This is a genomic window from Sulfuriferula sp. (assembly GCF_054605375.1).
In genome coordinates, this window is sequence record NZ_JBTSEG010000010.1 from 1 (window position 1) to 15,491 (window position 15,491).

14 protein-coding genes and 1 pseudogene are annotated in these 15,491 nt (G+C 52.7%); 13 read left to right on the top strand and 2 right to left on the bottom strand.

The genetic code is table 11. The features are described 5' to 3' along the window. Positions 1–145: 145 nt before the first annotated feature. The 3 genes from ACYCZJ_RS07425 to ACYCZJ_RS07435 all read left to right on the top strand — a co-directional run bounded on the left by ACYCZJ_RS07425 (position 146) and on the right by ACYCZJ_RS07435 (position 2,049). On the top strand, positions 146–295 hold the full coding sequence (locus ACYCZJ_RS07425; protein WP_461553594.1) for a lmo0937 family membrane protein: 150 nt from the start codon (positions 146–148) through the stop codon (positions 293–295). A gap of 142 nt (positions 296–437) precedes the next feature. Further along, a complete protein-coding gene (locus tag ACYCZJ_RS07430) occupies positions 438–1,085 on the top strand; it encodes a c-type cytochrome (protein ID WP_461553595.1) in 648 nt (215 codons plus the stop codon). A gap of 22 nt (positions 1,086–1,107) precedes the next feature. Then, positions 1,108–2,049, top strand: coding sequence for a c-type cytochrome (locus ACYCZJ_RS07435; protein ID WP_461553596.1), 942 nt, complete (start codon positions 1,108–1,110; stop codon positions 2,047–2,049). Positions 2,050–2,427: 378 nt separating this feature from the next. On the opposite strand, the gene ACYCZJ_RS07440 is transcribed toward ACYCZJ_RS07435, so the two are convergent. Beyond that, on the bottom strand, positions 2,428–2,682 hold the full coding sequence (locus tag ACYCZJ_RS07440; protein ID WP_461553678.1) for a hypothetical protein: 255 nt from the start codon (positions 2,680–2,682) through the stop codon (positions 2,428–2,430). On the opposite strand from ACYCZJ_RS07440, the gene cls reads away from it, so the two are divergent. The 10 genes and pseudogenes from cls to ACYCZJ_RS07490 all read left to right on the top strand — a co-directional run bounded on the left by cls (position 2,591) and on the right by ACYCZJ_RS07490 (position 14,361). Next, the gene (gene cls, locus ACYCZJ_RS07445; protein ID WP_461553676.1) at positions 2,591–3,868 is read left to right on the top strand and encodes a cardiolipin synthase; all 1,278 of its coding nucleotides are present in this window, start codon (positions 2,591–2,593) and stop codon (positions 3,866–3,868) included. The genes ACYCZJ_RS07440 and cls overlap by 92 nt on opposite strands. A 202-nt stretch (positions 3,869–4,070) precedes the next feature. Continuing rightward, the gene (locus tag ACYCZJ_RS07450; protein ID WP_461553597.1) at positions 4,071–4,229 is read left to right on the top strand and encodes an entericidin A/B family lipoprotein; all 159 of its coding nucleotides are present in this window, start codon (positions 4,071–4,073) and stop codon (positions 4,227–4,229) included. 60 nt (positions 4,230–4,289) lie between these two features. Then, positions 4,290–4,957, top strand: a pseudogene (locus tag ACYCZJ_RS07455) (IS5 family transposase). Between the two features lie 347 nt (positions 4,958–5,304). Continuing rightward, positions 5,305–6,489 carry an AI-2E family transporter gene (locus ACYCZJ_RS07460; protein ID WP_461553598.1) on the top strand — a complete coding sequence of 395 codons (1,185 nt, stop codon included), beginning with the start codon at positions 5,305–5,307 and terminating at the stop codon, positions 6,487–6,489. A 285-nt stretch (positions 6,490–6,774) separates the two neighbouring features. Continuing rightward, a complete protein-coding gene (locus ACYCZJ_RS07465) occupies positions 6,775–6,972 on the top strand; it encodes a hypothetical protein (protein WP_461553599.1) in 198 nt (65 codons plus the stop codon). Between the two features lie 94 nt (positions 6,973–7,066). After that, positions 7,067–7,408, top strand: a complete 342-nt coding sequence (locus tag ACYCZJ_RS07470; protein ID WP_461553600.1) for an ElaB/YgaM/YqjD family protein — start codon at positions 7,067–7,069, stop codon at positions 7,406–7,408. 247 nt (positions 7,409–7,655) lie between these two features. Next, positions 7,656–8,417 carry a Crp/Fnr family transcriptional regulator gene (locus ACYCZJ_RS07475; RefSeq protein ID WP_461553601.1) on the top strand — a complete coding sequence of 254 codons (762 nt, stop codon included), beginning with the start codon at positions 7,656–7,658 and terminating at the stop codon, positions 8,415–8,417. A gap of 255 nt (positions 8,418–8,672) precedes the next feature. Next, the gene (locus ACYCZJ_RS07480) at positions 8,673–12,497 is read left to right on the top strand and encodes a hybrid sensor histidine kinase/response regulator (protein WP_461553602.1); all 3,825 of its coding nucleotides are present in this window, start codon (positions 8,673–8,675) and stop codon (positions 12,495–12,497) included. 2 nt (positions 12,498–12,499) lie between these two features. Further along, entirely contained in the window at positions 12,500–13,456 is a 957-nt protein-coding gene (locus ACYCZJ_RS07485) for a diguanylate cyclase domain-containing protein (protein ID WP_461553603.1), read from the top strand. Positions 13,457–13,509: 53 nt separating this feature from the next. Beyond that, the gene (locus ACYCZJ_RS07490; RefSeq protein WP_461553604.1) at positions 13,510–14,361 is read left to right on the top strand and encodes a response regulator; all 852 of its coding nucleotides are present in this window, start codon (positions 13,510–13,512) and stop codon (positions 14,359–14,361) included. 76 nt (positions 14,362–14,437) lie between these two features. Here the strand turns inward: ACYCZJ_RS07490 and galE are convergent, their stop codons facing one another. After that, a complete protein-coding gene (galE, locus tag ACYCZJ_RS07495; protein ID WP_461553605.1) occupies positions 14,438–15,457 on the bottom strand; it encodes a UDP-glucose 4-epimerase GalE in 1,020 nt (339 codons plus the stop codon). Between the last annotated feature and the right edge of the window lie 34 nt (positions 15,458–15,491).

Genomic DNA, 15,491 nt, shown 5'->3' on the forward strand with positions numbered 1-15,491 from the left:
AAAAAAATGGACCATGCCCATCCAGAACTGGCGCAATGCAATGAGCCGATTTATTATCGCCTTCGAGGATCGACTTCAAGGACATATTTAAACGCGGGGCAGTTACACAGAATTATTTACAGGCTCTTAATGAGGGAGCATTGTCATGCTATATACAATCGCAGTTGTGTTAATTATTTTATGGTTGCTGGGTATGGTCACATCCTACACATTAGGCGGATTCATTCACATTCTTCTTGTGATTGCTATAGTCGTAATATTGCTCAGAGTGATCAGTGGCCGGCCTCCGATATAACCGGCCGGCGGCGGAGATATTATGCATACAGGACCGGTAGTCAAACTGGTGCTGTCTCGCCATGTTTCCAAATAATCCGGCCATGCCTGGAACCTGCATGCGCGATATCTGGTGATATGAAGATGACAAAATGGTGAATGAAATGAAATTCGCGCGAGGCTTATCAGCCAGTGCCTTACTTGCTTTACTGATGTCGAGTCAGGCAAGTTTGAGCCACGCCGATGCGCAAGCAGGGGCGGCAATTGCAAAAAACGGAACGGGTGCCGTGTCGGCATGCATGCAATGTCATGGCGCAAACGGCGAGGGTCAGGCCGCCGCCGGTTTTCCTCGGCTGGCTGGGCAAAACAAGGATTACCTGGTCAAGCAGTTGACGGATTTCAAGGCAAAATTGCGTAAAAATCCATTGATGGGTCCCATTGCCAATACGTTGGGTCTTGCGCAGATAAATGATGTGGCGGATTACTATGCCAGCCTGCCCCCTTGGAAAGCTGGCTCAAATCCTGTTCCTGTAACACCTCAAACAACTCATGGCGCACAATTGGCGCATCAAGGAAACTGGGATAAAGGCATGCCGGCGTGTTTTGCCTGCCACGGAGTGGATGGTAGCGGAATACCGCCCCACTTCCCGAGTATCGCCGGACAGAATGCCACTTACATAGCAAACCAATTAAATGAATGGAAAGCCGGAACGCGGATTAACGACCCTGATGGATTAATGAAGGCTGTTGCGGACAAACTCAGCGCCGAAGATATCCGTGCGGTGAGTGCTTATCTGGCGAATCCGAAATAATGACTATTGATGGAGACATGCCATGAATCGATTGATTAATCGACTGACTCAAAATGGCAAATTTCATCCCATGTGGATTGTGCTGGCAGTTATCGGGGTATTGATTGTGGCATCTCTGCTCCTTATTCCTGCCCGCTATGAAGCTGCCAAGGAACCTGCAAGAAACATCGTTGCAACCACTAAAACACCTGCTGTTGCCAATCTGCCGGAACCGGATGCCGGGCAACACGATCCCAAACAAATGTCCGTCAGTACTCAGCCAGTTCATTTCACCCCACCCCCAGAAAGCGATATGCCTTCAGGTGAGATGGGCGACATGATCAAACTCGGCAAAAACATTTTTGTGCATACGCAGATCTATGCAAAAAACCTGGTCGGCAATGGTCTGAACTGCGTCAATTGCCATCTCGACGCAGGGCGCAAGGCTGATTCAGCCCCGCTATGGGCTGCGTATGTATCCTTCCCTGCATACCGAAGCAAGAATCACAAGGTAAACAGCTTTGAAGACCGTTTGGCAGGATGTTTCCGATTCAGTATGAATGGCACACCTCCCGCTTATAACAGCAAGGAGATGCTGGCCTTGACCAGTTATAGTTACTGGCTCGCAACAGGTGCTCCTACAGGCAAAAGCCTTGCCGGCCGTGGTTACCCGAAACTGGACAACCCACCGCAACCACCTGACACTCGGCGCGGCGCCAAGGTTTTTGCGCAAAACTGCGCAATTTGCCATGGGGCTGATGGGCTGGGCACGAAAGTAAACGAACAATATGCGTTCCCGCCACTATGGGGCAAAGATTCCTACAATGCGGGGGCAGGCATGCATAAAGTAAAAAATGCTGCTGCCTTTATCAAAGCCAATATGCCACTTGGCAAAGGGAATTCACTCTCCATACAGGAAGCTTGGGATGTGGCCCAGTTTGTAGACAGCCACGACAGACCTCCTGACCCAAGAACAAAAAAATAATATGTCTATTTCTCCGTGTATAGCAGCTCATGGATGAGCGCAAAATATCCCACGCCTTGCCGGAGAAACCCTCACTTCAGCTGAGGTGCCCGGCCTGCCCTGCGTGCGGCGGCTCGGTAGCCCGCATACATCGCAGGCTCATCGACCGTTTGTTCAGTTTCGTGGTATTGCGTCATCGTTACCGCTGCCTCACATTGGGATGCGGGTGGGTGGGCAATCTCCCGCCGGTTAAGAAATATGCGCCATGAATAATAGAACGCACCAAAAAATGAACCTTGGAAATACCACCAAGCATAATGAGTGATTCAATCGCTGATGCCAAAGGGTAACTGCCAGCCTGTTCATATTGAAACATGCACACACATAAAATGCTGTTTGCTACATGATGATGACTCCAGCGCCACCCAATTCTCGTTTTTTTTCTGGCTGGTTACAACTTAAAAAATTGCTGATCGCTGTCACGGCAGGTTTGCTGATATTGGCTGGCTGCACCAACCTGCCCAATACCAAAACCACCCTGGCCGTGCCAGCGGTCCACGCTGTGCAATTTGATAACGCCAGCGGTGCATTATCAGTAAAGAAAAGCCAAGCCATCCTTACCCAGTTAAAACAGAAAGCCGGCAGCTTGAACATATTGCAAAAACATCTCGAGCTGGAACAGGAAATCAACCCTGACAATCCGCTGGTATTGGGCAACCACGTAACTTTGTTGCAGGATGGGCCATCCACTTACATAGCCATGTTTGCTGCCATCCGCAATGCACAGAACACAATCAATCTGGAAACCTACATTTTTGAGGATGGCAAGGTTGGCGATGAATTTGCAGCGCTGCTACTGGATAGACAGGCGCATGGTGTACAAGTCAACCTGATTTATGACAGCGTGGGCTCACTCGGCACCCCCAAAGATTTTTTCAAGGCTATGGCCGATCGGGGCATCCACGTGGTGGAATTCAATCCCGTAAATCCACTCGCGCCCAATTCTAAAACCTGGCGGTTTAATAATCGTGATCATCGCAAGTTAATGGTGATAGACGGTGAAATCGCCTTTGTAGGCGGCATCAATATTAGCAATGCTTACTCAAGCGGATCTGTTTTACGCCGCAAAAAAAGGAAAAGCGATCCCTCATTCGGCTGGCGTGATACTCATGTCGAAATTAAAGGACCTGCGGTGGCTGAATTCCAGAAGCTGTTTCTGAACGCCTGGCAAAGACAGGATGGCGCGCCGCTTACTCAGAATGACTACTTTCCTCAGCTCCACACGCGGGGAAATGAAATCGTCCGTGCCATGGGCAGTACCGCCAATGACACCACCAATCCTATCTATCAGACCTTGCTCTCTGCCATTAATCATGCAGAACGGCGGATACATCTTACCAATGCCTATTTTGTGCCCGATCCTCAACTGCTTGCGGCCTTGATGAAAGCTGCTCAACGAGGCGTAGATGTGAGGCTGATATTACCGAGCCATAGTGATTCATGGATAGTCTTTAATGCCGGACGCTCTCACTACGACAAATTACTGCGTGCCGGAGTAAAAATCTATGAGCGTCGCGGTTCCGTAATGCATGCCAAAACGGCCACCATCGATGGCGTCTGGTCGACCATCGGTTCAACCAACCTGGATTGGCGCAGCTTTCTGCACAATGATGAAGTTAACGCAGTCATCCTGGGCAGCGACTTTGCCAACCAAATGGAAACCATGTTTACCAACGACCTGAATCAATCCAATCAGATCGATTTGACGGAATGGAAGCATCGGCCATTTACCTCTCGTTTCAAGGAATGGTTATCCAGACTCCCGGAATACTGGCTCTAAAGTCTTTTTCAACACCTATTGAATATCATGCCCTCATAAATATATTCCGCATGGGAAACGCAATGATATTCAGACGAATTCACATTATGTTCGACAGCGTACAGACCGCATTCCCGCCCATCCATATGATCTCCCCAAGCTTGAAATTCGAACATCAGGTTTCAGGGTTTTAACGATGACCAAATCATTCAGGAGATCAATCATGACCAGAAAAATTTTATCCACATTGGTATTGGCTGGCACATTGGGTATGTTACTCAGCGTTTCCGCCTGCAACACTGTCGCCGGTGCCGGCAAAGATATGGAACGTGCGGGTGATGCGATTCACGACAAAGCCAAAGACGTGCAAAACAACAATTAAGTCATCCACAGACATAAAGATTAAAAGGCTCTGTATGACCAATATGAACGAATTGCGAGCATGCTGCCTGCGCAGCCAGGAGATCCTGGCCGCGAATCGGACAACCGGCTATTCCTGAGCGGCGCGCCATGGCGCGGCCTACCACCGGAATTCGGCGTATGGAACACCGTGTACCAACGGTTTGGCCGATGGTCGAAGAAAGGCGTCCGGCACGCAGTATTTGCCGAACTTGCCCGTGATGCCGACTTCGAGGAGGCTTTCATTGACAGCACCATCATCAAAGCCCACCAGCATGCCGCCGGTGCCTCAAAAAAACGGGCGGACAAGTGCTTGGCCGCTCGCGTGGCGGACTGACCACCAAGATTCATGCGCTGATCGAGGGATTTGGCACGCTGGACATTGGCTGCTGGTCAGACACACGACAGCAAACAAGCCGTTCCCTTGCTTGGCGGTCTACTCCCGTCCGCGGTGGTTGCAGACAAGGCTTGCGACGCCGATGCGCTGATTGCGCACATCCAGGAGATGGCGCTACCGCCGTCATCCCTCCTCGCACCAACCGGCGCGACCAACGTCTTTTCGACAAACATCAGTACAAGCATCGCAACCTCATCAAACGATTCTTTCTTCGCATCAAACATTTTCGCCGCACCGCCTCCCGCTACGACAAACTCGCCGAACGGTTTTCATCGTTCATCGCTATCGTCGCGTCCTTCTTGTGGCTAATATGAATGTCAACAGGCTCTAGCCAGCTGATCCCGGTTATTTTAAATCAGCATTAGGCCAGATTCGGCACCCGTCTGGCCAAACCACCCTTCGGTGTTATCAAATCCAACGCCAGCCATTCAATGACTTCGGCAAAAATACCGTTACCAATTTTAAGCGGCACTCTGGCTACAAAACATCCAGTTCTGTGCGGTATCGTACAGAACTGGATGTAGCAGACCGAATAAACTTGATGTGGATATGGCACTTTATATTAAACGCGTTGCACCCTCCGCGTTACCACCTGTAAAGCCCATGAACTTTCCCAACCAATAACAAACCATCCGTCTCATTAATATTCGGCATCATAAATATGGAAACACAATCTCAAGTCGAGTCGGCAAAGATAGCGAACGATATGGCATCCCTTTCCGATGTCGAACATTTAACCCTGCTTCCCAAGCATGAAACAATCATCGCCCACAGCATTCCGCTCATCATTCTTTCGGTTATCGCGTTGATATTTGTGCTCGATTGGGCGCAGGTTTTTGCCATTTCCATATTGCTCGGTATTTTGTTTGCCTACACACTGAACCCGCTCGTGGCATGGCTTGAATGGATCAAAATCCCGCGTTTAATCGGCGCCACTATGGTGATGCTGGCAGTGGTAAGCATGGTATTGCTGTGCTCCTACGCTTTGCGAGGGCAAATGCAAACCATCCTGGATCAGTTGCCCAAGGCTGCCAGCAAGCTGTCATCCGTGGCCAGCCATTTACCGCGTGGCCAGCTCAGCAACATGCAAAAAGTACAGATCGCCGCAAATGAAATTGAAAAAGCCACCAACCAGGTTGCCGCTACACCCGAGTCCAACAAACGAACCAAGACCTATGTTGTCTTAGACCCGTCTCCGTTCAAGCTGAACAATCTATTATGGTCTGGCTGGCTGGGGGTGATGGCTTTTTTCGGACAAGCCGTCATGGTGTTGTTCCTTACCTATTTTTTACTGCTGTCGGGCGACACCTTTAAACGCAAACTTGTACGCCTGGCCGGGCCGACACTGACTCGAAGGAAAATCACGGTTCATATCCTGGACGATATTAACAACTCCATCCAGAGCTACATGTTCATGTTGTTGATCACCAATGCCCTGGTGGGTATTTTTACCTGGGCAGCCTTTACCTGGCTGGGTCTGGAAAATGCCGGCGCCTGGGCGGTCGCGGCCAGTCTGCTACATATCATTCCCTATTTCGGTCCAGCCGTTACTGCCATGATTACCGGCCTGGCAGCATTCATCCAATTCGATTCCATTTCATTGGCGCTGCAGGTCGCCGGTGCATCATTGCTGGTAGCGACCCTCATCGGCATCCTGGTTACCACCTGGATGACCGGCAGGTTTGCAAAAATGAATACAGCAGCCGTGTTTATTTCCCTGCTGTTCTGGACCTGGCTGTGGGGGATATGGGGCATTTTGCTGAGCATCCCCATCATCGTCATTGTCAGGGTCGTGTCGCAGCATATCGAACAATTACATCCAGTAGCGGAGTTGCTGGGTGACTAAGTGAATTAAATGAGTCGTAAATATTTATAGAAATAATCAGAAAATGTGCGGTTATGTTCGATATCGCACAGAATCATCAGGATAAGTACAAGTAGCATTGAATCAGGAACTATATCTTGCCCCGTTTTTCAGGTCAGAAAATGGCCTTAGTTTAATCTGGAGAATTCACCCTATAGCACTGTAGCCGCGTAGAACCATCTTGTAATGAGTGGTTGCTGGTTGCCAGTCCTCCCCTTCATCAATAAAAACATCGCTACAGGAAAAGACAAAATGAATGCAGTCAAAATGTTAGCAATTGTACTGATCATAGCCGGCGGCTTGGGGCTGGCGTATGGTGGCTTTACCTACACCAAGGAAACGCATCAGGCCAAGGTGGGCCCGATAGAGCTATCAGTCAAGGATACGCAGACTGTAAACATTCCCATCTGGGCTGGCATAGGCGCCATAGTGGCAGGCGTGTTCCTGCTGACCCTTCGCAAGTAGCATGGTGCCTGCCGCCAGTTTGAAAGATAGTTGACCGGTTTATTTCGTTAAGCAGCCAACCGTATCGTAAAAAAGACAGGAATTGACCATGAACATGCTGGAACTGGAAACAAAAGAAAATATGAATAAAACATCAGACCAAGTCACCAGGAAACAGTTAATCGCCGATTTCAAAGTGGTGATTGCCGATGCGGAGGCGCTGCTGAAAGCAACTGCCAGCCAAGGCGGTGAAAAACTGCTTGAATTGCGGGCCAGGGCGGAAGAATCCATCAGAGTTGCGAAAATCAGCATGGTGGAAACCCAGGCAGCACTACTTGTCAAAGCCAAAGTAGCTGCCAAGGCGACTGACGCTTATGTCCACGAATATCCCTGGCAAGCCATCGGAGCAGTCGCTGGTGTCAGTCTGGTAATCGGCATACTTATCGGTCGCCGGTAACTGTTTCATTCTGACCGAGCCGCCTGACACGGGGCAATGGATCGACTTGTGGTTAAGCTGAGTTGGCGCAGTTCAACTGGAAGCTACACACATCCGAAAACGCGGGTGCAACTGAGGAACATGGCACATGCAGCGTCAACTGCGCGCAAGCTACCTCTAATCAAGTCCAACAGGCTTTTAGGGTGCAAAACCTGTATGCTGTCCACGTGATAGTCGAGCTTTCCGGCCGATTATTCGGAGACCACATATGAATACCCCGCAGAGCCCCAATCAAAATCATCTGCTCGCTGCCCTGCCTACCGCCGAATTCGAGCGCATCCTGCCTCATCTTGAATTGGTCGCGATGCCACTGGGTGATGTTCTTTATGAATCCGGCGGCCAGTTGCAGCACGTCTATTTTCCAACGACCGCAATCGTATCCCTGCACTATGTGACCGAGAGCGGTGCATCTTCTGAAATCGCTGGCGTAGGCAATGAAGGTGTACTCGGCATTTCGCTTTTCATGGGTGGGAATACCACACCGAGCCGGGCCATTGTGCAGACAGCAGGCCACGGTTACCAGCTCAAGGCACAGTTACTGATGAAAGAATTCAATCGTGTCGGGGGGCGGCGCGCCGGTATCATGCAGCACTTGTTGTTGCGCTATACGCAGGCGCTGATTACACAAATATCCCAAACCGCAGTCTGCAACCGCCATCACTCGGTGGAGCAGCAGCTGTGCAGGTGGCTGTTACTGACCCTTGATCGACTACCCACCAATGAACTGACCATGACGCAGGAACTCATTGCCAGCATGCTCGGCGTGCGGCGCGAAGGGATCACCGAGGCCGCCGGGCATTTGCAACAGGCTGGATTTATTAGCTACCGGCGTGGTCATATCACTGTGGTCAATCGATCTGGCTTGGCATCGCGCGTATGCGAATGCTATGCGGTAGTCAAGAAAGAGCATGATCGACTACTGTGTGACGTGCGCAATCGCCAGGAATTTTCTTTAGCTGGTCATACTTAGCGCTTCGTATCCATCCAGGATTTACATAAACCCCGGCCAACTGTGCGATAACGCACGGATAACGACAGGCCCACCCACTATGATGAAAGCTGATCTCACGTAACCCATTCACGCATTCGGTTACTCATTCATGGCTCCTGATGCAAAAGCATGCATTCTTTTCCTCCATATAAGCGTATAAGTAGATCGGGTGCTGCTTGCATCTTCGGGCACGCGATCCGCCAAACCAATTCGCGCTTTAATATGAGGACGGCCATGCCCGAAAAGATTCATGATTCCAACATACACAGCCCAGCCACAGGACTGACGGAAGGTATCATCGAGCTCCGCCGCCAGGAGGTTTTGCTTAAAACCGGGGCCTTGCAGAAAGCGATTTTCAACAGCGCCAATTTCTCGAGCATCGCCACCGATGCGAAGGGCGTGATTCAAATATTCAACGTCGGCGCCGAGCGCATGCTGGGTTACAGCGCCGCCGACGTGATGAACAAGATCACCCCGGCCGACATTTCCGATCCGCAGGAAGTCATCGCGCGCGCCAAGGCATTGAGCGTCGAAATCGGAACCTCTATTGAGCCGGGTTTCGAGGCCTTGGTGTTCAAGGCCTCACGCGGCATCGAGGATATTTATGAGCTGACCTACATCCGCAAGGACGGCAGCCGCTTTCCGGCTGTCGTGTCGGTCACCGCGCTGCGCGACGATGAAAACGCCATCATCGGCTACCTGCTGATCGGCACGGATAACACCGCGCGCAAACAGGCAGAAGAAGCGCTGCTCAAGGCAGGCGCGTTGCAGAAAGCGATTTTCGACAGTGCCAACTTCTCCAGTATCGCGACGGATGCGAAGGGCGTGATCCAGATTTTCAACGTCGGCGCCGAGCGCATGCTGGGTTACACCGCCGCCGACGTGATGAACAAGATCACCCCGGCCGACATTTCCGATCCGCAGGAAGTAATCGCGCGCGCCAAGGCATTGAGCGTCGAACTCGGAACCTCTATTGAGCCGGGCTTTGAAGCATTGGTGTTCAAGGCCTCACGCGGCATCGAGGACATCTACGAGCTGACCTACATCCGCAAGGACGGTAGCCGTTTCCCGGCGGTCGTGTCGGTCACGGCGCTGCGCGACGATCAAAACGCCATCATCGGCTACCTGCTGATCGGCACGGATAACACCGCGCGCAAACAGGTCGAGGCAGAGCGACAGCATTTGCTCGATATTCAGGAGGAGACGCATAAACAACTGCAGCAGGCCAACGTCACCTTGCAGGTCAGCGAAGAAAAGCTCGCGGTTACGCTCAACTCCATCGGCGATGCTGTGATCGCCACCGATGCTAGCGCGCGCGTGACACTCCTGAACCCCCTTGCCGAACAGCTTACCGGTTGGACGCAGGCGGGAGCCAGTGGTCGCCCGGTGGACGAGATTTTTCACATCATCAACAAAGAAACCCGTCAACCCGCCACTATCCCGGTACTGGAAACCTTGGCACATGGCACGATACAGGGCCTGGCCAACCACACCGTATTGATTGCACGCGCTGGGCGCGAGTGCGATATCGCCGACAGTTGCGCACCGATTCGCGACCGCGACGGTCAGGTGATCGGTGCCGTGCTGGTGTTCCGCGATGTCACCGGGGAATATGCGATACAGCAGACCTTGCGCGACAGTACCGCGCAGATCCAGACGATACTCAATACCGTGGTTGACGGCATCATCACCCTCCATGCCATCGGCGGCATCGTCGAGACAGTTAACCCGGCCGCCGAGCGAATGTTTGGCTATACCGCCGCAGAACTCATCGGACAAAACTTCAGCCTGCTGATACCCGAGCTTGATCGAGACCAGAGCAATGGTAATGGTTCCCTCGAGTATTACAGTGCTAGCGATGAGGCGCGCGCCAGCGGCCTCGGACGCGAGGTCGTGGGCCGGCGCAAGGATGACAGCATTTTTCCAATGGAGATGGCGGTAAGCGAGATGTGGCTGCGCGGCCAGCGTTACTTCACCGGCATTTTACGTGATATCACCGTGCGCAAGCAGGCGGAAGAGGCGCTGCTCAAGGCAGGTGCCCTGCAGAGCGCGATTTTCAACAGCGCCAATTTCTCGAGCATCGCCACCGATGCGAAGGGCGTGATTCAAATATTCAACGTCGGCGCCGAGCGCATGTTGGGCTACACGGCCGCCGACGTGATGAACAAGATCACCCCGGCCGACATTTCCGATCCGCAGGAAGTCATCGCGCGCGCCAAGGCATTGAGCGTCGAACTCGGAACCTCTATTGAGCCGGGCTTTGAGGCATTGGTGTTCAAGGCCTCACGCGGCATCGAGGACATCTACGAGCTGACCTACATCCGCAAGGACGGTAGCCGTTTCCCGGCGGTCGTGTCGGTCACGGCGCTGCGCGACGATGACAACGCCATCATCGGTTACCTGCTGATCGGCACCGACAACACCGCGCGCAAGCAGGTCGAAGCCGATCAGAAAAAGCTCGATCAGCGCCTGCGCGACCAGCAGTTCTATACGCGCTCTCTGATCGAATCCAACATCGATGCGCTGATGGCTACCGATCCGGCCGGGATCATTACAGACGTCAACAAGCAGATGGAGGCGCTCACCGGTTGCACGCGTGACGAGTTGATCGGCGCGCCGTTCAAGAATTACTTCATCGATTCGGAGCGGGCCGAGGCAGCTATCAAGCGGGTGCTGAGCGAAAAAAAGGTCACCGATTACGAGCTCACCGTGCTCGCCAGGGACGGTCAGGAAACGGTGGTGTCCTACAATGCGACCACCTTCTACGACCGGGATAGAACGCTACAGGGTGTGTTCGCCGCAGCGCGCGACGTCACCGAACGCAAACGCCTGGATCAGGCGCTACAGGAAACGAACGCCGAGTTGGTGAGCGCCAAGTTCGTGGCGGAAAAAGCCAACCTCGCCAAATCGGATTTCCTTTCCAGCATGAGCCATGAGTTGCGCTCCCCGCTCAATGCGATCCTCGGTTTCGCCCAATTAATGGAGGCGGGTTCGCCGCTGCCAACGCCCACCCAAAAATCCAGCATCGACCAGATTCTCCATGCGGGATGGTATTTGCTGGAGTTGATTAACGAAATCCTCGATCTCGCGTTGATCGAGTCCGGCAAGCTGTCGCTGTCGCTGGAACCCATATCGCTGCCCGAAGTGCTGCTCGATTGCCAAGCCATGATCGAACCGCAGGCACAAAAAAGCGGCATCCGCATGATCTTTCCTCAGTTTGATAGCCCTTACTTTGTCAATGCCGATCGGACCCGGGTGAAGCAGGTTCTCATCAATCTGCTTTCCAACGCGATCAAATACAACCGCGCGGAGGGAACGGTCGAAGTGACGTGCAGCGCGCGCACCGCGGAGCGCATCCGTATCAGTGTGCTGGATACCGGCGAAGGATTGTCCCCCGAAAAACTCGCACAACTGTTCCAGCCGTTCAATCGCCTCGGACAAGAGGCCAGCGCCGAGGAAGGCACCGGCATCGGCCTGGTGGTGAGCAAGCGGTTGGTCGAATTGATGGGGGGCGAAATCGGCGCGGAAAGCACGGTTGGGGTGGGCAGTGTGTTCTGGATCGAATTGGACTTGGCGGGTACACCACAAGTTGTCATCGGCGCGGACGAACCGCTTGCGCTGCTTCAAGCGCGCGTTCAGCATGGCACAGCGCTGCGCACCCTGCTATATGTAGAAGACAATCGGGCGAACATGCAACTGGTCGAGCAAATCATCGCGCGTCGTCCCGATATGCGCTTGTTAAGTGCAGGGGATGGCATGCGCGGCATCACGCTGGCGCGCATCCATCAGCCGGAGGTGATTCTGATGGACATCAACCTGCCTGGCATCAGCGGTACCCAGGCGCTGAAACTCCTGCGTGAAGATCCGGAAACGGCGCACATCCCGGTGCTTGCCATCAGTGCCAACGCCATGCCACGCGATATCGAGAAAGGTCTGGCGGCGGGATTCTTCCGCTATCTCACCAAGCCGATCAAGGTCAACGAGTTCATGGAGGCGCTGAGCCTGGCGCTGGAATTCGCGGAAACAGGGATAGATAACGCAACGCAACTAATAACCTAGCAATGATAAGTGCCGCTGATATTCTTGCCGCCAGCATTCTGATCGTAGATGACAAGCAAGCCAATGTACTGCTGCTGGAACAAATGCTGCAAGAAGCCGGCTATAGCCGCGTAGCGTCGACGATGGATCCGCATTCCGTCTACGCGCTGCATCGCGACCACCATTACGACCTGATTCTGCTTGATCTGCAGATGCCCGGGATGGATGGTTTTCAGGTAATGGAAAACCTGAAGGAATGCGAAATGGACGGCTATGTTCCAATAATCGTGATTACGGCTCAACCGGGCCACAAGCTGCGTGCATTGACCTCCGGCGCGAGGGATTTCATCGCCAAACCCTTTGATCTGATCGAGGTCAAAACGCGCATTCACAACATGCTGGAAGTGCGCTTGTTGTATAAACAACTCGAGGATTACAGCCGTGCGCTGGAATCTCTGGCGCTGCATGACCCGCTGACCGGGCTACCGAACAGGCGGCTGTTAATGGATAGACTTTCATTAGCCATCGCCCATGCGCACAGAAACAATCGCATCATGGCTGTGATGTATCTGGACCTGGACGGGTTCAAATTGATTAACGATACTTTAGGCCACGATGCAGGTGACATCTTGCTGCAGATGGTCGCCGACCGCCTGGTGGCCGCAGTGCGCCAAGAGGACACTGTATCGCGCCTGGGTGGAGACGAATTTGTAATCGGATTGGCGGAATTGAATCATGCCGACGGCGTGGTCAATCTGGTATCAAAAGTAATAGAAGCCGTAGCTCAGCCGTATAGCATTCAGGGCCGCAATGTGAACATCACCGCCAGCGTCGGTGTCGGCATTTATCCCGCGCATGGCGAGCAGGTGGAGGCCTTGATGAAAAGCGCAGATATTGCCTTGTATGAGGCCAAGCGTGCCGGCAAAAATGCCTATCGTATCGCCGCACACACCAACTTGGTGGCGATGACAGGTAGTTAATGTGTAGTCCCCATGGACATGGGCAGTAATACAAATTAAGGAAAGTGGATTTTATGGTGCTTCCCACCGATATTCTGAATGCCAACATCCTGATCGTGGACGACCAGGAAGCCAATGTGATGTTGCTGGAGCAAATGCTGCGTGAAGCCGGCTATGGCTGCATCACGTCGACGATGGATCCGCACACCGTCAGTGCATTGCATCGCGACCATCATTACGACCTGATTTTGCTTGATTTGCAGATGCCGGAAATGGATGGTTTTGAAGTGATGGAGAACCTGAAAAAACTCGAAATTGACGGTTATGTTCCTATCCTCGTACTCACCGCCCAACCGGGCCACAAGTTGCGGGCATTGGCCTCCGGCGCAAAGGATTTCGTCGCCAAACCGTTTGACCTGATCGAGGTCAAGACGCGTATTCACAACATGCTGGAAGTACGCTTGCTGTATAAGCAACTCGATCATTTGAATCAGCAGCTGGAACAGACCGTGCTGGAACGCACAGCCGAATTACGCGAAAGTGAAGCACGCTTTCGCCGTTTGACCGAGCTGTCATCCGACTGGTATTGGGAACAGGACGAGCACGGCCATTTCACCAATGTTTACGGCCCGGTACTGGAAATGCTCAGCACGCCCCAAGCTGATTCTTTACCCGGCCAGACCACGCAAACACCAACCGCGCGCTGGAATGAAACCGAGCGCGCGGAACTCGCAGCGAACATCGCAGCACGTCGGCCATTCCTGAATTTCATTTACAGCCGGATTCATACCGATGGCGCGCAACAATATTTTCAGGTGAGTGGTGAACCAAAATTTGACGCCATCGGACGCTTTACCGGTTACCGTGGTGTAGGTAGAGACGTTACCGAAATCATGCTCGATATTGCCGCGCCAAATGCGGCGTAGTCCGGCAACCTGCACGCTTCAATAATCTGATCGGCATCATCTGCCCAAACTTCGAAAAACCAGAATGAGCACCTGACTATTCCTCATATCCCTGCGGATTTTGTGACTGCCAGCGCCACGCATCGGCACACATGACATTTACATCACGTTGCGCCTGCCAGCCGAACAGCTGTAGTGCAAGCGCAGGATCAGCGTAACAACTGGCGATATCTCCTACCCTTCGATCGACTATCTGATAAGGTATTTCACGCCCGCTGGCCGCTGCAAAAGCCCGCACCATATCCAGAACACTATAGCCGTGACCCGTACCCAGATTTACCGTCACCAAACCCTCGTGATTTTCCAGATAACGCAGCGCCGCTACATGTCCAAGCGCCAGATCGACCACGTGGATATAATCCCGCACACCGGTGCCATCCGGCGTCGAATAATCGCCGCCGAATGCCCTCAGGAAGGACAGCCTGCCTACAGCCACCTGGGAGATGTAAGGCATCAAATTGTTGGGGATGCCATTCGGATCTTCACCAATCAATCCGCTTTCATGCGCCCCAACCGGATTGAAATAGCGCAGCAAACCAATGCGCCAGTCTGGATCGGCAAGATGCAGATCACGCAGGATTTCTTCCACAATAAATTTGCTGCGGCCATAGGGATTGGTGGTGGCGCCCACCGGAAAGTCTTCCTGGATGGGTACCGCATGAGGGTCGCCGTAAACTGTCGCAGATGAACTGAACACGAGATTTTTCACCCCCGCCTCGGCCATTGCCTGGCACAAGGTTACCGTGCCACCAACATTGTTCTCATAGTATCGTAGCGGTTGTTCTACCGATTCACCCACCGCCTTGAGTCCGGCGAAATGAATCACAGCCTGGATAGCATGTTTTACAAAGATTTGATTCAGCGCCTCGCGATCACGCACATCCGCATGATAAAAAACAGGCTTTTTACCGGTAATTTTTTCTACCCGTTTCAGGGCAACCTGTTTGCTGTTACTCAAGTTATCGACGACCACGACTTCGAATCCTGCGTTCAGCAACTCCACGCAGGTATGGGAACCAATGTAGCCGGCTCCGCCGGTGATCAAAATAGTTGTCATGTTGTTTTCTCTATTATCAAATGGATTGTGCGCA